18 protein-coding genes are annotated in these 19,127 nt (G+C 67.1%); 10 read left to right on the forward strand and 8 right to left on the reverse strand.

Annotated elements, in window-relative coordinates:
* The first annotated feature begins 130 nt into the window (after positions 1–130).
* Positions 131–685 carry an NAD(P)H-dependent oxidoreductase gene (locus tag C5O79_RS16665; RefSeq protein WP_122477233.1) on the forward strand — a complete coding sequence of 185 codons (555 nt, stop codon included), beginning with the start codon at positions 131–133 and terminating at the stop codon, positions 683–685.
* A 46-nt stretch (positions 686–731) separates the two neighbouring features.
* Here C5O79_RS16665 and C5O79_RS16670 read toward each other — a convergent pair whose 3' ends face one another.
* Together C5O79_RS16670 and C5O79_RS16675 are read right to left on the reverse strand one after the other, a co-directional pair.
* Positions 732–2,990 carry a hybrid sensor histidine kinase/response regulator gene (locus C5O79_RS16670; protein WP_046548818.1) on the reverse strand — a complete coding sequence of 753 codons (2,259 nt, stop codon included), beginning with the start codon at positions 2,988–2,990 and terminating at the stop codon, positions 732–734.
* A gap of 108 nt (positions 2,991–3,098) precedes the next feature.
* Positions 3,099–3,473, reverse strand: coding sequence for a hypothetical protein (locus C5O79_RS16675; RefSeq protein WP_236862349.1), 375 nt, complete (start codon positions 3,471–3,473; stop codon positions 3,099–3,101).
* Between C5O79_RS16675 and C5O79_RS16680 the strand changes: the two genes are divergently transcribed.
* The 3 genes from C5O79_RS16680 to C5O79_RS16690 are packed head-to-tail and all read left to right on the forward strand — an operon-like array spanning position 3,461 to position 5,383.
* A complete protein-coding gene (locus C5O79_RS16680; protein WP_039344648.1) occupies positions 3,461–3,829 on the forward strand; it encodes a response regulator in 369 nt (122 codons plus the stop codon). The genes C5O79_RS16675 and C5O79_RS16680 overlap by 13 nt on opposite strands.
* Positions 3,822–4,448 (forward strand): chemotaxis protein CheC, encoded by a 627-nt coding sequence (locus C5O79_RS16685; RefSeq protein ID WP_039344650.1) that lies wholly within the window; start codon positions 3,822–3,824, stop codon positions 4,446–4,448. The genes C5O79_RS16680 and C5O79_RS16685 overlap by 8 nt, the downstream gene beginning before the upstream one ends.
* Positions 4,445–5,383 (forward strand): diguanylate cyclase, encoded by a 939-nt coding sequence (locus tag C5O79_RS16690; RefSeq protein ID WP_046548817.1) that lies wholly within the window; start codon positions 4,445–4,447, stop codon positions 5,381–5,383. The genes C5O79_RS16685 and C5O79_RS16690 overlap by 4 nt, the downstream gene beginning before the upstream one ends.
* A gap of 54 nt (positions 5,384–5,437) precedes the next feature.
* Here the strand turns inward: C5O79_RS16690 and C5O79_RS16695 are convergent, their stop codons facing one another.
* Positions 5,438–6,322 carry an alpha/beta fold hydrolase gene (locus C5O79_RS16695; protein ID WP_122477231.1) on the reverse strand — a complete coding sequence of 295 codons (885 nt, stop codon included), beginning with the start codon at positions 6,320–6,322 and terminating at the stop codon, positions 5,438–5,440.
* A 174-nt stretch (positions 6,323–6,496) separates the two neighbouring features.
* Between C5O79_RS16695 and C5O79_RS16700 the strand changes: the two genes are divergently transcribed.
* From C5O79_RS16700 to C5O79_RS16720, 5 genes are all read left to right on the forward strand, one after another.
* Positions 6,497–6,829: a hypothetical protein gene (locus C5O79_RS16700; protein WP_046548815.1), complete on the forward strand. Its 333-nt coding sequence runs from the start codon at positions 6,497–6,499 to the stop codon at positions 6,827–6,829.
* Between the two features lie 259 nt (positions 6,830–7,088).
* Positions 7,089–7,937: a presqualene diphosphate synthase HpnD gene (gene hpnD, locus C5O79_RS16705; RefSeq protein WP_046548814.1), complete on the forward strand. Its 849-nt coding sequence runs from the start codon at positions 7,089–7,091 to the stop codon at positions 7,935–7,937.
* Between the two features lie 13 nt (positions 7,938–7,950).
* Positions 7,951–9,204, forward strand: a complete 1,254-nt coding sequence (gene hpnE / locus C5O79_RS16710; protein WP_122477226.1) for a hydroxysqualene dehydroxylase HpnE — start codon at positions 7,951–7,953, stop codon at positions 9,202–9,204.
* Between the two features lie 15 nt (positions 9,205–9,219).
* Positions 9,220–11,193, forward strand: a complete 1,974-nt coding sequence (gene shc / locus C5O79_RS16715) for a squalene--hopene cyclase (protein ID WP_122477224.1) — start codon at positions 9,220–9,222, stop codon at positions 11,191–11,193.
* A gap of 51 nt (positions 11,194–11,244) precedes the next feature.
* Positions 11,245–11,901 carry a phosphorylase gene (locus C5O79_RS16720; RefSeq protein WP_236862390.1) on the forward strand — a complete coding sequence of 219 codons (657 nt, stop codon included), beginning with the start codon at positions 11,245–11,247 and terminating at the stop codon, positions 11,899–11,901.
* 113 nt (positions 11,902–12,014) lie between these two features.
* Here C5O79_RS16720 and C5O79_RS16725 read toward each other — a convergent pair whose 3' ends face one another.
* Both C5O79_RS16725 and C5O79_RS16730 read right to left on the reverse strand, forming a co-directional pair.
* Positions 12,015–13,001 carry a VacJ family lipoprotein gene (locus C5O79_RS16725; RefSeq protein WP_124494005.1) on the reverse strand — a complete coding sequence of 329 codons (987 nt, stop codon included), beginning with the start codon at positions 12,999–13,001 and terminating at the stop codon, positions 12,015–12,017.
* The gene (locus tag C5O79_RS16730) at positions 12,994–15,627 is read right to left on the reverse strand and encodes an MMPL family transporter (protein WP_122477217.1); all 2,634 of its coding nucleotides are present in this window, start codon (positions 15,625–15,627) and stop codon (positions 12,994–12,996) included. The genes C5O79_RS16725 and C5O79_RS16730 overlap by 8 nt, the downstream gene beginning before the upstream one ends.
* Positions 15,628–15,950: 323 nt before the next feature.
* On the opposite strand from C5O79_RS16730, the gene C5O79_RS16735 reads away from it, so the two are divergent.
* Positions 15,951–16,547: an ABC transporter substrate-binding protein gene (locus C5O79_RS16735; RefSeq protein WP_039340326.1), complete on the forward strand. Its 597-nt coding sequence runs from the start codon at positions 15,951–15,953 to the stop codon at positions 16,545–16,547.
* 531 nt (positions 16,548–17,078) lie between these two features.
* On the opposite strand, the gene C5O79_RS16740 is transcribed toward C5O79_RS16735, so the two are convergent.
* The 3 genes from C5O79_RS16740 to C5O79_RS16750 form a co-directional block, all read right to left on the reverse strand.
* Entirely contained in the window at positions 17,079–17,705 is a 627-nt protein-coding gene (locus C5O79_RS16740) for a type VI secretion system amidase effector protein Tae4 (protein WP_122477215.1), read from the reverse strand.
* Positions 17,705–18,268 carry a PAAR domain-containing protein gene (locus C5O79_RS16745; protein WP_046548806.1) on the reverse strand — a complete coding sequence of 188 codons (564 nt, stop codon included), beginning with the start codon at positions 18,266–18,268 and terminating at the stop codon, positions 17,705–17,707. Before C5O79_RS16745 ends, C5O79_RS16740 begins: the two co-directional genes overlap by 1 nt.
* Positions 18,269–18,473: 205 nt before the next feature.
* Positions 18,474–19,118 carry a response regulator transcription factor gene (locus C5O79_RS16750; RefSeq protein ID WP_011353642.1) on the reverse strand — a complete coding sequence of 215 codons (645 nt, stop codon included), beginning with the start codon at positions 19,116–19,118 and terminating at the stop codon, positions 18,474–18,476.
* Positions 19,119–19,127 lie beyond the last annotated feature (9 nt).

Genomic DNA, 19,127 nt, shown 5'->3' on the forward strand with positions numbered 1-19,127 from the left:
GAAAACCTTGTGGAAAGTCGGCCGTACGGCCCCGTGGGGCGGTTCGCGGGCTGGCTTGCCTATAAACAGACCTTTGTCGCTCGATCGGAAGCAATCGATCCGATTCCTCACTCACCGGAAGGAGAATGCCATGTCCTATCGCATCGCTGTGGTCGTCGGCAGCCTGCGTCGCGCTTCGTCGAACCGCGCGCTCGCACACGCCGTGATCTCGCTCGCCCCCGTCGATTTCTCGTTCGAGTTCGTCGAGATCGGCGAGCTGCCGCTATACAGCCAGGACTACGACGCGGATTTCCCGGAAGTCGCGAAGCGCTTCAAGCAGTCGATCGAGGCCGCCGACGCGCTGCTGTTCTTCACGCCCGAGTACAACCGCTCGATTCCGGGCGTGCTGAAGAACGCGCTGGACTGGGGCTCGCGCCCGTGGGGTTCCAACTCGTGGTCGGGCAAGCCGGGTGCCGTGCTCGGCACGTCGCCGGGTGCGACGGGCACCGCGCTCGCGCAACAGCACTTGCGTAACGTGCTCGCGTATCTCGACGTGAAGACGCTCGGGCAGCCCGAAATGTTCATCAAGCACGATCCGGCGCGCATCGACGATCAGGGCCAGATCGTCAGTGAAGACACCCGCAAGTTCCTGCAGGGCTTCGTCGATCGCTACACAGGCTGGGTGCGCTTGCTGAAGTCGGCCTGAGCGCCACAGCCGATCACGCCGCCGGCACGGGCCCGCTCACAGCCGGTCACGTGCCGGCGTGCCGCGCGTGTCGTGCATCGCGCGCTTCACGGATGCCCAGCAGGATCTCGTCGAGCAGCGCGATGTCGAACGGCTTCGACAGCACGCGGACGTTGACGGTGCGCGTGCGGTCGAGTTCCTCCGCGTAACCCGTGACGAGTATCACGGGCAGTTTCTCCGGCCGCTGTTCGACCGCTTCGGCGAGGTCGATGCCGTTCAGGCGGCCCGGCATGTGGATATCCGAAATCACGAGGTCGAACGCGTCGTTCGCGGCAGCACCTTCGATCAGGCGCAACGCGTCGTCGGCGGTGGGCGCGTAGGTCACGCGGTGCCCGAGCAGCGACAGCAGCGCTTCGGTGCCGGCTGCGACTTCGCTGTTGTCCTCGACGAGCAGCACGTGCAGCCCGGCGAGCGCCCCTGCCCCCGCATCCTGCACGGCCGCCGGCGGCCGCGCGACGATATCCTCGACGCGTGCGCGCGGCAGGTAGAGGCGCACCGACGTGCCGGCGCCGACCGCGCTGTCGATCGTCGCGAGGCCGCCCGAGCGTTCGCAGAACGCGAACACCTGGGGCAGGCCGAGCCCCGTCCCCATCCCCTGCGCCTTCGTCGTGAACAGCGGTTCGAACGCGCGCGCGAGCACGTCGGGCGCCATGCCCGAACCCGTATCGTCGAGTGAGATCTGCACGAAATCGCCGGTCAGCGGAAAGCCGTCCTCGCGACGCAGCGTCACGTTGCGCGCGCCGACCGTGAAGCGCCCGCCCGTCACCATCGCGTCGCGCGCGTTGACCGCGAGGTTGATCACCGCGAGTTCGAGCTCCGCGACGTCGACGCGGATCGGCCAGACACCAGGCTCGATCGCGACGACCAGCGACGATTTCGAACCGAGCGAAGTCTTCAGCAGTTCGTGGCACGTGCCGATCCAGTGCCCGACGTCGATCGTTTCGTTGTGCAACGGCTGCTTGCGCGCGACACCGAGGAGCTGGCGCGTGAGCGACTGCCCGTTCTTCAGCGCGCGTTCGATCGCGCCGAGTTCCTTGTCGAGATGCTGGACCCCGCGCCGCCGCGCGATCTGCACGTTGCTCGAGATGATCATCAGCAGGTTGTTGAAGTCGTGCGCGACGCTGCCGACGAGATTGCCGAGCGCCTGCATCTTGCGCGACTGCCGGTACGCCGATTCGATCGAGCGCCGCATCGACGCTTCGGCCTGCCAGCGGTCCCACGCCTCCTCTTCCGCCTTCAGCCGCTTGAGCGACAGCCAGATCACGGACCACAGCGCGACCGACGGTGCGAACATCGAGATGAACAGCACGCTCAGGTGTTCGTACCATTCATGCCAGATCGCCGACGTGCGGTACGAGCATGTCACGTAGACGGGATAGCTGCCGACCTGGCGATACGCGACGATCTCGCTGCTCGCGCCGTCGTGGCGCACGTGCACGACGCCGGCGCGCGGATCGTTGCGCGCGTCGCCGAACGTGACGGCGCGATCGGTGTGCGCGAGCGCCGGCGGCGGCGGATACGATGCGATCACCGCGCCGTCCGAGCGCGCGAGCGCCATCGTCATCTGCGTGCTCGCGCCGCCGAGCAGGTCGCGGTAGAACGCGTTGAAATACGACGACTTCAACGCGATCGACACCATCCCGGCGAACGAACCGTCGCTATGGCGCCGCGCGACGCCCGTGTTGAACACGGGAATGTTCTCGAGCTTGAGCGGCCCCATCATCAGCCGCGAGATGTGTTCGATGACCTTGCCGTCGCGGATGCCGGCGAAGTCGTCGCGGTTCGCGATCGACGCATAGGGCGCCGGATAGTAGAGACTGTTCGCGAGCAGCATCCCGCTCGCGCCGAAGATCGACACGGCGGCCACCTGCGGATAGCCGCCGCCGATCGTGTTCAGCGCTTCGTGGATGTCGGACTCCCGGTTGCGCACGGTTGCGTCGTCCATGTCCTGCACGAGATCGACGATGCGCGCATCGAGCGTTTCGCTCAGGTCGAACACCTTGAGCGCGTGCTCCTCGGCCACCCGCACGGTGCGCATCGTCACGTCGCTCGCGGCGGCCTCGCGTGTCTTCAGGTCGTTGTACGCCATCACTACGACGTAGATGCACGGCAGCACGATCGCCGCGACGAGCAGCACGATCAGCGTCACGCGACGCACCGCGAAGTCGTGCTCGGGCGCGCCGGACGCATAGTTGCCGTCGTCCTGCCAGTCGTCGGCGGGCGGGGAGGCGGGAGCGTGGGAATCGGCGGGCCGGTCGGACGTCATCGAGAAAGCGGGTGAGGCGGAGGTGCCTGCCATCATAAACGAGTTGCGACGGGCCGCCGCACGGCCCGGGACGCCGGCCATCCTGTCGATTTCGACAGGGGGAAATTGTCAGATTGAAAACGCGACGAATCCGGCAGCGCAAACGTACACAAGGAAAAATTTTGCGTGCTTATCTCGAAAATGGTCGTGGCTGTTTTCGGAATGGCGCGTGTTCGGATCAATTCTGTTCGAAATGGTGAAAATGGCGAGTTGCATCGCCTCCGGTTTACTCAGAGAATCGCGCCTTGCTTTCCCTATGACAGATATATGCGCCCGCCGGCGTTCGCCGCGCGGTGCGTCGCGCGCACCCGCGTCGCGGCGCCCGCGCGTGGCCGCCAGACGGTTGCCCGCACCCGAACGCATAGCGCCTAAAGAAGTGCGCCGCGCGGTCGTTAACGCGAGAGAGACCATTCCGTACACCGCATCGCCCCATGCCTTTGCCAATTGTAATTGCCGACGATTCGCTGCTCGCTCGCAAACTTCTGACAAAGGCGCTGCCGGGAGGCTGGGACGTCGAAGTCGCGTATGCCGCGAATGGTCGAGAGGCCCTGGCGCTCTATCGTGACGGCAAAGCTTCCGTGATGTTTCTGGACCTGACGATGCCCGACATGAGCGGATATCAGGTTCTCGAGACACTGCGCCACGAAGATCTGAACACGTTCGTGATCGTGGTATCCGCCGATATTCAGCCGCAGGCGCAAGCACGCGTGCGCGAATTGGGCGCGATCGCATTCGTAGCCAAGCCCGTGACGTCGGAGGCATTGCTGCCCATTCTCAAGGAGTATGGGTTGTATGCCTGACTCGGTGTTCACGGCGGAGCAACGCGACGCGTTGCAGGAAATCGCCAACCTCGCAATGGGCCGCGCCGCCGCGCGGCTCGCGTTGTTGCTCGGGCACTTCATCGAGCTGTCGGTGCCGCGCGTGCGGGTCGTGAAAGCGACCGACGCGGGTGACGCGCTGCGCGAGATGACGGGCATTCACGACAACGTGACCGCCGTGCGCCAGGGGTTTCGTTCCGACATCAAGGGCGAAGCGATCGTGTTGTGCCGCACCGCGAGCATCGCGCGGCTCATGTCGGTCGTCGACCGCACATTCGGCGATGGCGTGTACGGCGGGATGGCGACACCCGACGAAGTCGTGTTCGACGTCGCGAACGTGCTGATGGGCGCGTGCGTCGCGTCGATCCTCGACGAGCTCGGCCGCAAGCCCGTGTTCTTTCCGCCGGGGCTGCTCGGCGCGAACGTGTCGTTCGACGACGTATTCCAGCCGACCGAGCTGGCATGGAGCGTGGCATTGCTGCTGGAAGTGAATTTCGGGCTCGAGGACCACGCGTTCCGGGCTCACTTCGTGATGCTGATGGCCGAGGATTCGATCCGGCTGATGGGCGACGCGCTCGACGCGTTGCTGTCCGCGCTATGACGGCCGCCACCTCGTCGCTGAGCGACCTCGTGATCGAGCGGGTGGGCTTCGGCCTGTTCGTGCTCGACCGCGCGATGACCGTGCTGATGTGGAATCGCTTCATGCAGGACCACAGCGGCATCCCCGCCGCGGACGTGATCGGCCGCAACCTGTTCGACCGTTTTCCCGACCTGCCGCGCGCGTGGCTGTCGCGCAAGCTCGAGAGCGTGTTCCAGCTCGGCAGCTTCGCGTTCAGCTCGTGGGAGCAGCGGCCCTACCTGTTTCGCTTCGAGCACGACCGGCCGATCACGGGCGGCGTCGACTACATGCAGCAGGACTGCACGTTCATGCCGCTCACGCGCGGCCGCGACGTCGAAGCCGTGTGCGTGACGATCTCGGACGTCACGCACGTGAGCGTGATGCAGCGCGAGCGCGAGGAAGCGGTCGCGAAGCTGCGCGAACACGCGAATCGCGACGGGCTGACCGGCATCGCGAACCGGCGCTTCTTCGAGGCGCGGCTCGGCGACGAATTCGCGCGCTGGCAGCGCTATGGCGGCGACCTGTCGGTGCTGCTGTTCGATCTCGATCACTTCAAGACGATCAACGACCGTTTCGGGCATGCGGCCGGCGATGCCGTGCTGCGCGAGACCGCGCGCCGCGTCGCGTCGATCGTGCGCGCGCAGGATACGTTCGGCCGCTTCGGCGGCGAGGAATTCGCGCTGCTGCTGCCGTGCACGAATCTCGACGAGGCGATGCTGGTGGCCGACAAGGTGCGCGATGCGATCGGCAGCGTGCCGGTCGATGCCGAAGGGGTCAGCGTGCCGGTGACGGCGAGCGTCGGCGGCGCGTGTGCGAAGGCGGGCGCGCCGACCTGCGACGTGCTCGTCAACGAGGCCGACGCCGCGCTCTATCGCGCGAAGCGGCTCGGGCGCGACCGGTCGGTCGCGTATGCATAGGTAGCGCATCCGCCCGCCGTGCGTGGGGCGGATGCCCCTGGGCGCGTGCCGCGCTCAGCTTTTCGCGATGTCGGCCAGCACGCCGGCGAGCACGGCCGGCTGCGACATGAACGGCGAATGGCTGCTGTCGAGCTGATGCACGTGGGTCGGGTTGCCTGGCACGAACGCGTCGGCTTCGTCGATGAAGCGCTGCTGCAGCGCGGGCAGGATCACGCGATCCTGCAGGCACTTGATGTAATGACGGTCGATCGCGCCCCAGCGCGTGGCGGTCGTCGGAATCGCGGTCGCGAACGGCGCGGCCGGCACGTCGCAGCTCATCAGGTTCGCGACGGCCTCGAAGTCGGCCTGCGGCACGTCGTCGTACAGCGCGCGCTTCGCGAGCTCGCGATACGCGGCGTCGCTGCTGCGCGGATCGATGCGCAGCGCACCGGCAACGCGCGGGCTCGCCAGCATCAGCGGGCCGAGCATTTCACCCTTGTTTTCAGGTGCGCGCACGTAATCGAGGCCAGGCACGCCCGACGCGGGCATGAAGGCCGCGAGATAGACGATCTTCGCAATCTTGTCCGGCGCGCGTTCGGCGGCCGCCGTGATCGCAAGGCCGCCCATGCTGTGCCCGACGAGCACGACCTTGCCGTGGCCGAGCGCGTACGCATCGTCGACCGCTTGCATCACCTGCGTGGCGTAATCGTCGAGCGTCGTGTTCGCGACCGGCGACGGCTCGGCGCCGAACGCGTCCTTGTCGAGCGGGCGCGCGAAGTAGGCGGCGGGAAAGCGGGCGTGGATGCCGTGCGCGGGCAGGTCACGCGCGATCGACAGGTGGCCGCGCGCGGCCAGCGCGGCCGCGACGTGCGCGTAACACCACGCGCCGTGCCAGGCGCCGTGCACGAGCACGAAAACGGGATGATCGGACTGCGGGGTGGCGCTTACGTTCGTCTCCATGATGTCCGGCTCTTCAGATTTTGAGAAAGGTGTCATCTTAGACGAACCCGTGTGCGCCCAGACGGGCCGGCTTCGATCCGTCCTCTTGTCTCGTACAGGCCACATTTCGTTCGTATCTGATTTGAATTTATCGCGAACCGCGCTAATTTGTTGCTTTGCCTCCGATTGCGCCCCATGAACGTCGACTATCTCTTCTACCGGAGGCCGGACAAGCCTGGCCCCTATTCGCTCGACGATCTCGGCGACATCGCGCCGCCGATCGGCCCGGGCGACCTGGTGCGTGCGGGCATCGCACGCGTGTTCGCGCAGATCGACTGGCAGGAATCGCCTGATGTGCCGGGCGCATGGTTCGGCACGGGCGGCGCGACATTCCAGTTCACCGCGGAGCCCGACGGCCGCGTGACCAGCTTCATGGGCTCGCGCCTCGAACGCCGCTCGATGCTGCAGCTCACCCGCGAAATGGGGCTCATTGCGCTCGACCTGCAACGCGACATCGTTTACGGCTGACGCGCCGCCGGCACCGGGGCCCGCCCACGCCGGCCGCGCTTGCCGGCCAACGGCTTCCGGCATGCCGCCGCCCGTGGCGCGTGTCCGCCATCGAACTTCAAAGATTGCTATACTTTCGCCCAATTCCGGCTTCCGGCCGGTAATTTGTGCATGTCTGCGTCGATCGTTCGCACATCTCGCATGCATTTGACACCCTGACCATCCCCGCCGGGCATGGCTTCTTCAATCGCCCCGCGTGGGTGTCTCCGTGGAGCTCGTCTTGGCCGTTTCCAATTCCGTCGTGGACGAACAAGAAACCGACGCCGCTGCCGTCACATCGGGCAGTTCTTTCTATCTGGCGATGCGCATCCTGCCGGCCGTGCAGCGCGATGCGATGTTCCAGGTCTATGCGTTTTGCCGCGCGGTCGACGACATCGCCGACAGCGACCTGCCGCGCGTCGAGCGCAACGCGGGCCTCGATCGCTGGCGCGCGGACATCGACGCGTGCTTCGCGGGCCGCCCGCCGCGCCACCTGGTCGCGCTCGACCGCGAGATCCGCGCATTCAACCTGCAGCGCGACGACTTCCACGCGATGATCGACGGGATGGCGATGGATGCGGTCGAAGACATCTGCGCACCCGACGAACCGACGCTCGACCTCTTCTGCGATCGCGTGGCGAGCGCGGCCGGCCGTCTGTCGGTGAGGATTTTCGGGATGCCGGAAGCCGAAGGGATCAAGCTGTCGCATCACCTCGGCCGCGCGCTGCAACTGACGAACATCCTGCGCGACATCGACGACGATGCTGCGATCAACCGTTGTTACCTGCCGCGCGAACTGCTCGCGCGCGAAGGCATCGCGATCACCGACCCGGCGACGATCGTGCGTGATCCTGCGCTGCCGCGCGTGTGCGCGACGCTCGTCGAGCGCGCGCTCGAGCACTTCCGCGAGGCCGACGCGGTGATGGACACCTGCCCGCGTGCGCAGGTGAAGGCGCCGCGCATCATGTCGGGCGCGTATCGCTGCATTCTCGAAGCCGCGATCGCACGCGGCTTTGCCTTCCCGCGCGCGCCGCTGCGCAAGCCGAAAGCGCGCATGCTGATGATCGCCGCGCGCTACGCGCTGTTCTGAGCCGACCGAGTCGATGCCCAGAACCGTCCACGTGATCGGCGCCGGCGTTGCCGGCCTGTCGGCCGCGGTCGAACTGCAACGCCGCGGGCGGCGCATCGTGCTGCACGACGCGCACGCGCATGCGGGCGGCCGCTGCCGCTCCTGGTTCGACGGGACGCTGAACACGACGCTCGACAGCGGGCTGCACACGGTGTTCGCGGGACAGCCCGCGACGCAGCGCTACCTGCGCGCGATCGGCGCGGCCGACCAGCTCGCCGGGCCGGCGCTGCCTGAATTCCTGGTCGTCGACGTCGCGTCGCAGCAGCGCTGGACGCTGCGCTTCGGCAACGGGCGCTGGCCGTCGTGGCTGTTCGATGCCGCGTCGCGCGCGCCGGCCACGACGCCGCTCGACTACCTCGCGCTCGCCCCGCTCGCGTTCGCGCGCATGGGCCGCTCGCTCGCACAGACGATGCGATGCGACGGCATGTTGTGGGAACGTTGGCTGCGGCCGTATTTCCTCGGTGTGCTGAACGTCGAGCCGCGCCATGCGAGTGCCGAACTCGCGCGCGCGGCGCTGTGCAGCACGTTTTCCGCGGGCGGCCCCGCTTGCCGTCCGCTCGTCGCGCGACACGGCCTCGGCAGCGCATTCGTCGAACCGGCGCTGCGGATGCTGCAGCACGGCGGCGCGCAGATCCGGCTGAACTCGCGGCTCGACGCGTTCGAATTCGGCGCGCACGGCAACGCGGTCGATGCGGTTTCGGTCGGCGGCGAGCGGATCGATCTCGCACCGGGCGACGCCGTCGTGCTGGCCGTGCCGCCCGAGGTCGCGCAGCCGCTCGTGCCGGAGCTCACCGCGCCCGACACGTTCAGCGCGGTCGTGACCGCATATTTTGCGGGTGAAGCGCAGGCCGGCAATCCGCTGCAGACCAGCGTCATCAACGGCGTCGTCGATGCGGTGCGCACCGGTGGCGGCCAGCTCGCGGCGACGATCCGCGACGCGGGCCGCTGGCTCGATACGCCGCGCGACACGCTCGCGCGGCGTATCTGGGAAGACGTCGCGCGCGTGACCGGCGCGAACCCGGAAACCATCCCCGCGTGGCAGCTCGTCGTCGAGCCGCGCGCGGGCTTTGCGGCGGTGCCGTCGCAGGAAATGAAACGTCCGGCCGTACGTACGCGCTGGACCAATCTTGTGCTGGCGGGCGACTGGATTGCCACCGGCTTGCCCGCCACGATCGAGGGCGCGATCCGCTCCGGCCAACTGGCCGCGGACGTGCTCCAGACACAGTAAGTAAAAGAGGGACCGATGAACGATCTCACCGAAATGGCTACCCTGGCCGCCGGCGCCGTGCCGGCCGGCGTCGATACGGCCGTCGCGCGTGCGACCGACGCGCTGCTGGCTGCGCAGAACGCGGATGGCCACTGGGTCTACGAACTCGAAGCCGATTCGACGATTCCCGCCGAATACGTGTTGCTCGTCCACTATCTCGGCGAGACGCCGAACCTCGAGCTCGAACAGAAGATCGGCAAGTATCTGCGCCGTATCCAGCAGGCCGACGGCGGCTGGCCGCTGTTCACCGACGGCGCGCCGAACATCAGCGCGAGCGTGAAAGCGTATTTCGCGCTGAAGGTGATCGGCGACGACGAGAACGCCGAGCACATGCAGCGTGCGCGCCGTGCCATCCACGCGATGGGCGGCGCCGAGATGTCGAACGTGTTCACGCGCATCCAGCTCGCGCTGTACGGTGCGATTCCGTGGCGCGCGGTGCCGATGATGCCGGTCGAGATCATGCTGCTGCCGCAGTGGTTCCCGTTCCATCTGTCGAAGGTGTCGTACTGGGCGCGCACGGTGATCGTGCCGCTGCTCGTGCTGAACGCTAAGCGCCCGCTCGCGAAGAACCCGCGCGGCGTGCGCATCGACGAACTGTTCATCGATCCGCCCGTCAACGCCGGGCTGCTGCCGCGCCAGGGCCACCAGAGCGCCGGCTGGTTCGCGTTCTTCCGCGTGGTGGATCATGCGCTGCGCGCGGTCGACGGCCTGTTCCCGAACTACACGCGCGAACGCGCGATCCGCCAGGCCGTGTCGTTCGTCGACGAGCGCCTGAACGGCGAGGACGGCCTCGGCGCGATCTATCCGGCGATGGCCAACTCGGTGATGATGTACGACGCGCTCGGCTACGCGGAAGATCACCCGAACCGCGCGATCGCGCGCAAGTCGATCGAGAAGCTGCTCGTCGTGCAGGAGGACGAAGCATATTGCCAGCCGTGCCTGTCGCCGGTGTGGGACACGTCGCTCGCCGCGCATGCGCTGCTCGAAACGCGCGACGCGCGTGCCGAGGACGCCGCGATCCGCGGCCTCGAATGGCTGCGTCCGCTGCAGATCCTCGACGTGCGCGGCGACTGGATTTCGCGCCGCCCGCACGTGCGGCCCGGCGGCTGGGCGTTCCAGTACGCGAACGCGCACTACCCGGACGTCGACGATACGGCGGTGGTCGCGGTGGCGATGGAGCGCGCGCAGCAACTCAAGCAGAACGATGCGTATCGCGATTCGATCGCGCGTGCGCGCGAGTGGGTCGTCGGGATGCAGAGCAGCGACGGCGGCTGGGGCGCGTTCGAACCGGAAAACACGCAGTACTACCTGAACAACATCCCGTTCTCGGATCACGGCGCACTGCTCGATCCGCCGACGGCCGACGTGTCGGGCCGCTGCCTGTCGATGCTGTCGCAGCTCGGCGAGACGCCGCTGAACAGCGAGCCGGCGCGACGCGCACTCGACTACATGCTCAAGGAGCAGGAACCGGACGGCAGCTGGTATGGCCGCTGGGGGATGAACTACGTGTACGGCACGTGGACGGCCCTGTGCTCGCTGAACGCGGCCGGCCTGACGCCGGACGATCCGCGCATGAAGCGCGGCGCGCAGTGGCTGCTGTCGATCCAGAACAAGGACGGCGGCTGGGGCGAGGACGGCGACAGCTACAAGCTGAACTATCGCGGCTTCGAGCAGGCGCCGAGCACCGCGTCGCAAACCGCGTGGGCCTTGCTCGGCCTGATGGCGGCCGGCGAGGTGAACAACCCGGCGGTGGCGCGCGGCATCGACTACCTGATCGCCGAGCAGAACGAAGAAGGCCTGTGGGACGAGGCGCGCTTCACGGCGACGGGCTTCCCGCGCGTGTTCTACCTGCGCTACCACGGGTATCGCAAGTTCTTCCCGCTGTGGGCGCTCGCCCGCTATCGCAACCTGAAGCGCGACAACACGACGCGCGTGACGGTCGGGCTGTAACGCGTGGCGCCGAAATCCACCGGCTCGTTGCCCGTCATCGCCGTGACGGGGATGGCGTTCGAGGCGCGCATCGCGCGCGGCGACGGCGTCGAAGCCGTCTTTGCAGCACGGGCCGACCGCCTCGAACGCGCGCTGACCGAGGCGACCGCACGCGGTTGCGCGGGCATCGTGAGCTTCGGTACGGCAGGCGGGCTCGCGCGCGACCTGGCACCCGGCGCGCTGGTGGTCGCGAACGCGATCGACGGGCCGTTCGGCCGCGTCGAGACCGACGCGGGCTGGAGCGCACGGCTCGTCGCCGCGCTGCACGACACGCCGGTCTGGGCGCGCGTCACGCGCGGCACGATCGCGGCCGTCGGCGCACCGGTCATCAGCGAACAGGACAAGTCGTCGCTGCATCGCGCGAAGGGCGCGCTCGCCGTCGACATGGAGTCGCATATCGCGGCGGCCTTCGCGGCCGCGCGCGGCGTACCGTTTGCGGTGTGCCGCGCGATCGTCGATCCGGCGTGGCGCACGCTGCCGAGCGCGGCGACGGCCGGCCTGCGCGACGACGGCAGCACGGCGATCCTCCCGATCCTGCGCGAACTACTGAAGCAGCCGTCGCAGCTCGGCCCGCTGCTGCAGGTCGCGAGCGACGCGCGTGCGGCGCGCACGACGCTGATCCAGGCGCGGCATGCGTTCGAGCGCGCGGGCGCGATGCGGATCGCCTGAGCGGCGCGCGCGCCTGTCTCGCCCTTCTCCCCCGGTTTTCCGTTTCTCACGGACAAAAAAAGAGCGCTGCAGATGCAGCGCTCTTTGTCTTTGCGGCGACCGCCGGTGCAGCGTTACTGCTGCACGGCCGGCGCGCTCGCAGGCGTCGCCGGTGCGGCCGCCGATGCCGCCGCCGATGCCGCCGCCGGCGCAGCGGCCGAAGCAGCGGCCGGCGCGCTCGCCGGCATCGCGTTGTCCGCGCCCGGATCGTCGTACTGCGGCAGCCCCGGCGCGGCCGGCGCATTGTTCGGCGTGGCGCCCGATGCACCGCCCGACTCGCCCGGATCCTCGTAGTTCGGCAGCCCCGGCACGGCCGGCGTTGCGGCCGGCACGGCGCCCGCTTCACCCGGCTCGTTGTAGGTCGGCAGCGCGGCCGACGACGACTGGCTGCGATACGTCAGCGACTTGCGCTGCTGCAGGTATGCGTCGCGCACGAACGAATACGGATCGAGCGCGGCCTGCTTCAGCAGGTCGGTCGCACCGAGCAGGTCCGAACGCGCGCTGATGAACTGCGCGATGTACATCGGGTTGCGCGCGGCCGGCTCGATGTAGTTCAGCAGGTTGAAGCGCACGTCCACCGCGCGGCCGACGCCGTCGCGGATCGTGCTCGGCCCGAACACGGGCAGCACGAGATACGGGCCCGACGGCACGCCCCAGCGCGCCATCGTCAGGCCGAAGTCCTGGTGATGCTTCGGCAGCCCGGCCGGCGTCGCGATGTCGATCAGGCCGGCCACGCCGAACACCGAGTTCATCGCCACGCGCATCAGATCCTCGGTGGCATCGGTGATGCGGAGCTGCAGCAGGTTGTTCGCGATGTTGCCGAGATCCCCGAGGTTCGAGAAGAAGTTGCTGATCGCGGTGCGCACGGGTGTCGGCGTGACCTTCTGGTACCCCTTCGCGATCGGCTGCGCGATGTTCGTGTCGACGGTGTCGTTGAACTTGTACATCGCCCGGTTCATCGGCTCGAGCGGGTCGTTGGGGTTGCGGTCCGGTCCCGTCGCGCAGCCGGACAGCACTGCGCTGGCGGCAACGGTCGCCGCAATGATTCGCACCTTATTCATTGATTCCTTGCGATTGGTTCTTGGCGCGTTTGACGCGCGGTTTGCCCATCAGGACGGGCTGGAACACCACGGCGCCGATCAGCGTGCAGGTCAGGGCGAGCGCGAGCAGCTTGCCCATGCTCGACGTGCCCGGGTGGTGCGACAGCCACAGGCTGCCGAATGCGGTCGCCGTCGTCGCGGCGCTGAACAGGACGGCATGCGTGAGGCTCGAGTGCAGCAACCCGGTTTGCCCCGCGCGCCATGCCATCACGAAATACACCTTGAACGCGACGCCGACGCCGAGCATCAGCGGCAGCGCGATGATGTTCGCGAAGTTGAGCGGCATGCCGAGCACGACGCACAGCTCGAGCGTCACGACGCCCGACACGAGCAGCGGCACCAGCGTGCGCAGCACGTCGCCGAAGCGGCGCAGCGTGACCCACAGCAGGACCGTGATCGAGATGATCGACCACAGCGCCGCATGCAGGAACGCGTTGATGATCGTGTCGGCCGAATGCAGGATCGAGATCGGCCCGCCGGTCGTGCCCGGCTCCGCGGCTTTCACGGTCTTCGCGAAGCGGCGCAGCATCGTGTCGTCGTTCGGGTCGACGCCCTTCGGCACCTTCGGCGAGATCTGCACGAGCGCATGGCCGTCCGGCGCGACCCAGTCGCGCACGAGCTGCGGCGGCAGCGATTCGCGCGTGACGTCCTGCGGCTGCAGCAGCGACGCGAGCTGGTTGAGCGCGATACGCAGCGTGTCGGAGAACGCACGCTCGGCGCGGTCGCGCGTGGCGGCATCCGCGGCGGCGAGCTTCGCGAGCGACGCCGACAGGTGCTGCGCGGCGGCCGCGCCCGGGCCCGGGTGATCCTCGGCCGCGTAGCTCAGCAGGTCCGATACGCGCTTGAGCGCGGCGACGCGCTGCGCGTCGGTCGCGGGCGGCGCGGGCGGTTGAGTCAGCGCGGGCAGCAGGTCGCTCGCGGCGGCGGCGATCGCCGCGCGCTTGGCCGGCTGGTCGGCGGGGATGAAGGTCGACAGCGTGGTCGTGCGACCGACCTCGGGCAGCGCGTCGAGGCGCTTCGCGGCCGCGTCGGCCTCCGCGAGCGTCGGCGCGAGCAGCGTGACGTCGTTGACGGCCGCCTCCGGCGAATCCTTCAGGGCGAGCAGCGTCGCCATCGATTCGCTGTTCGGATCCTTCAGGTGCAGCGGGTTGAAGTCGAAGCGCAGGAACGCGAGCAGCGGCAGCGCTCCGACCACGACCACGAGCGTGCCGATCAGGATCGGCTTGCGATGGCGGTCGAGGTAATCGTCGACCGGCGCGAGCCACGGGAAGCCCGGTGTCTTCGATTCGCCCGGCGGCGCGAACAGGCGCAGCAGCGCGGGCAGCAGCGTGAGCGTGGTGAGCAGCGCGACGAACATCCCGACGCCCGCGATCAGGCCGAGTTCGGACACGCCGCGATAGGCGGTGGGGATGAACGAGAAGAAGCTCGCCGCGACGGCCGCGGTGGCCAGCGCGAGCGGCATGCCCATCGAGTGCGCGGCGCCGATCAGCGCGTGATCGATGCGCGGATCGCGGAAGCGCTCCTCGCGGTACTTCACGCCGTACTGGATCGAGAAATCGACGCCGAGGCCGACGAACAGCACCATGAACGCGACCGAGATCATGTTCAGCGAGCCGACCATCGCGAGGCCGAGCGCGGCGGTCACGACGAGGCCGACGAACAGCGTGACGAGCACCGAGCCGATCATCCGCTTCGAGCGCAGCGCGAGCCACAGGATGACGAGCACGGCAAGCAGCGTGAAGACGCCGTTGAGCGCCGCGCCATCCTCGACCGACGCGAATTCGTCGTCGGCGAGCGGCTGTTCGCCGGTCAGGCGCACGACGGCGCCGTAGCGCTTCTCGAGGTCGATCGAACGGGCCGCGTCGCGGATCACCTGGCTGGTTGCCGCGCCGGCCTTCAGAGCGCCGTAGTTGACCACCGGCTGCACGGTGACGAACGCGCGCGCGGGTTGCCGCGCGGCATCGTTGTCGACCAGTGCGCGCCACGAGAACGCGGCCGGCTTGCCGGCCAGCACGTCGTCGACCGTCGCGGCGCTGCGGGCGAGCAGCTTCGCCATCGTGGGCAGCTTCACCTGGCCGGTCAGCAGCGGCTGGCCGAGCGTGGTGGACAGCGTCGTGGCGAGCCCGGTGAGGCTCGGGTTCTTCGCGAGTTCGTTGACGAGCGGGCGCGCGCTCGCGAGCTGCGAGGTCGTATCGGTGACTTCCTGCGGGGACAGGAACAGCAGCCCGTTGTGCTCGAAGAACGGCCCGCCGCCGGGCTCGGCGACCTGGCCGATGCGGCCGGCGTCGGCATCCTTCTGCAGCGCTTCGGTCAGCGCCTGCGCGGCGGCATTCGCGAATTCGGGCGCGGGCGCCTCGACGACCGCGAGGATCGTGCCGTTGCGTTGCGGAAACGCCTTGTCGACGGCCTGGCCGAGCGCGGCGAATTGCGGTTCCGCATCGACGAGCTTGCTGATGTCGGTGTTGATCTTGAAATGCTGCGCGACATAGACGCCGCTGAGCGCGGCGACGACGAGCGACAGCACGACGACCCAGACGGGGCGGCGTACCGACCATGCAACGAGTCGGACGATGAGAGATGTCACCATGTGGCGGTGGGGAGCGGCTGGCAAGGGCAAAGTAGCCAAGTATACCGGCGCAGCGTGGCGGCGGTCGTGACGTTGGGGGTTTCGGGGAGGGAAGGAGATTTGTTCGCGGCGGCGGAATCGATACCGGTGGCCGGCCGGTTTGTAAGGGGATATTTACATAATCGGCGCCGCGCTGCCTCGACGCGCCGCTGCACGCCTGTGACAAAGGAGGCTGAAAGGTAACAGTCGGTCACGTCGGCACACCGAGGCGTCAGGCCCGGTATACTTTGCTTCGTCGGCCGGTGCAATGAACCGGTCGTTTTTTCTCATCGAGCGATATTCGTATGAAACGTCATCTGTTTGCTTTCGTCGCGGCGGCCGCCGTGTCGGTTTCCGCTTTCGCGCAGAGCGCGCCGGTCGACATCGTCCGCAATGCGGTCGAGGGCACCGTCAACGCGATGAAGGCCGATCCGGCCGCACGCGGCGGTGACATGGCGAAGGTCTCGGCAGTCGTCGAGCAGCGCTTCCTGCCCGCGACCAACTTCGAGCGCACGACCCGCATCGCGGTCGGCGACGCGTGGAAGCAGGCCACGCCGCAACAGCAGCAGGAGCTGTACAAGCAGTTCAAGCTGCTGATGACGCGTACCTACGCCGCATCGCTCGCGCAGCTCGGCGGCCAGGATGCGAAGTTCTCGTTCAAGGCCGGCGGTGCGTCGGGCGCCGACGCGCTCGTCCAGTCGACGGTCACGACGCCGGGCGACAGCCAGTCGGTCGGCTATCGTCTCGGCAAGGTCGGCAACGACTGGAAGATCTACGACATCGACATGTCGGGCGCGTGGCTGATCCAGGTCTACCAGGGCCAGTTCAAGAGCCAGCTCGCGTCGGGCGGGATCGACGGGCTGATCGCGTATCTGCAGAAGCACAATTCGCGGACGAACTGATCGGCCACTGGCAAAGCGGTCCGGATGGACGAAGGGCGCCCTCGGGCGCCCTTTTTCATGGCTGTGCGCCGACGGCGCGTTACGCGCGGGCGCCGAGCATCCGCAGGCAATCGTCGATGACCGCATCGACGCACGCGGCACCATCCGTTTCCGGCCATCCGACGAAGAGCGCATTCTCACCGTTGTTCATTCGATCAAGCTATCGAATGACATAGGTGCCGATGTACACGAGCATCGTGGGAACTGCCAAGGCCATCAAAGAAGATATCAATTTTTTTGTTGTGACGCGGTGCCGACTGATTCTCCAACCCGTGAAGGCGAATGCAAGTGATGGCCCGATCAGAAACGCAATGAGCAGAATGGTAGTCGGCCACGGCGGAGAGCAGAGGTCGATTTCATGGCAAGAATTCCGATCGGAAGGCCACCGCAAACCGATATGAATGCGCCAGTCGATTCGGCTCCCGATCCAGCATGCAAACCAGGTCGTGATCAGGCCCGCGATCCAGTACGCAAGCGAAAATCCGGCACGTTTCACCTGATCTCCCAGAAAAGGATGGTTTTCGATTTCGCCAGATCGGAGTAGCCGAGATCCGTGAGCGGAATCTGCAGGCTGGATATTCCGATTCGTCGGCCTATCGAGGCGAAGATACCTCTCGTACTGGATACCGGGAGGCGAGAACCGTTCCAGAGGTCGATATGTCCACCGCTAAAGTCGTCGGCAGCGTCGCCCTGTTGTTGCCAGTACCCGAAGAAAAAAATGATGCCGGTGCGATTTCTGACCCGGCTTTCCCAATCGGGGCCGGTCACGTTCTCCGGAGCGGGTAGTCCTGCGATCGGGCGCAGCTTCAACCATTCCGCAAACTCGTATGCGCGTGTGGCCGTCGATTTGCCATTGAGCATGAGGCGACCCAGTGTCGGCTTGCCTGGCATTGGCCAGACCCGCTTCTGCGAAAACGACTTCATCTCGATGCCGACGTTGTGCAGCGTTACACTCATCCGGATGGCGCACTGGTTCTGGTACTGTCCGTTTGGATCGGCGTACGGATTTCCGTGAGCATAGTTGTTCCAGAGTTCGGAAAACGTCACCGACTTCAGTTGGACTTCCTTGTGCGAGTTTTGCACGGTGGTCGTCCTCACGACTGTTTTTGCGTTTGGCATTACGCATCCCCGCTCAGTCGTGCGAGCGCTTCGTCGCCCCAATAGACCGTGTACGTGCCCTCATGGCTCGTATGAACACGCGGCAGGTATCCGGTGGCATCGAGTCGGCCCGAGTGAACACGCCCGTCCGATGTTTCGATGATGTACGGATAATCCGGCACTGCGCCGTTTCCGACGGCGCGAACGCATTCGTCATAGACGCCCGCGGCTACGGCCGCCATATTGCGTTGCGGATTCGATCCGGAACAAGCGATGCCTTCCGTTTCCGCTTCATCATCGCACCATGAATTGCCGGAGAGCACCGCGACGATGCGTGGCGGTGTCGCGCACCGGCACAAAACGATGTCACCATCGACGGCCGTTTCGCCCATGAATTCGATACGCTTCGGTCCGCCGGCCTTGGCAATCTGTCCAGTACTTCCGCATGCTTCGCAGAACGCGAGGCCGCCGATTAGCGCAACCTGATGGGCAGCGTCGCCAAACGTGAATGGCGGCCCTGCGTATGCAACGATGTGTCCCCCGGTTTCCAACTCGTCACCGACAACGGCGATACGGCGCATCATGATTTCGCTCCTCGGCCTGGATCACCGATATCTGCCGGTGATGCCGGTTGCAGCACGACGAGTTCATGCAGGCGTCATGCGAAACACGAGCACGACGCTCGCTCCGGCAAGCGAAAGGATTCCATCGCCCTTGGGGTGAGGTCGATTGGACAAGTATGAAATTGGAAGCTAACTTGCGCGTGACTCGCGCAACCGGGATGGCGCCCTACCTCCGTCGATGCTCCACCGCGAACTTGATCAGCTCCGCCTGCCCTTCGATTTCCAGCTTGCGCTTCAGATTGAGCCGGTGCGTCTCGACCGTGCGCACCGACAGCCCCGTCTGCTGCGCGATCTGCTTGCTCGACAGCCCTTCCGCCAGCGCGTCGAGGATGTCGCGTTCGCGCGGCGTGAGCCGGTCGAGCGGCGACGCGGTCGCGCTCGCGTGGATCATCCGCGCGGCGAGCCCTTCGCTGAAGAACGTCTGGCCGGCCAGCACCGCGCCGATCGCGCGCACGATCTCGCTCGCGGGCGAATCCTTCAGCAGGTAGCCGCTCGCGCCGGCACGCACGGCCTGCGTCACGTATTCGACGTTGTCGTGCATCGACAGCATCAGCACGCGGATGCCCGGAAAGCGCTCGTGGAACACGCCCGCGAGCGTGATGCCGTTCATCCCGTTCATGCCGACGTCCATCAGCGCGAGATCGGGTTCGAGCGACGCGGCGAGCGCGAGCGCCTCGTCGGCGTTGCCGGCTTCGCCGACCACGGACAGGTCGGCCGCTTCGAGCCGCATCCGCAAGCCGTCGCGCACGAGCGGATGATCGTCGACGAGCAGCAGTCGGGCGACGGGCCGGGCGGTGTCGGGGGCGCTCATGCGTGAAAG

Source organism: Burkholderia sp. SRS-25, assembly GCF_004343765.1.
Lineage (GTDB): Bacteria > Pseudomonadota > Gammaproteobacteria > Burkholderiales > Burkholderiaceae > Burkholderia > Burkholderia contaminans.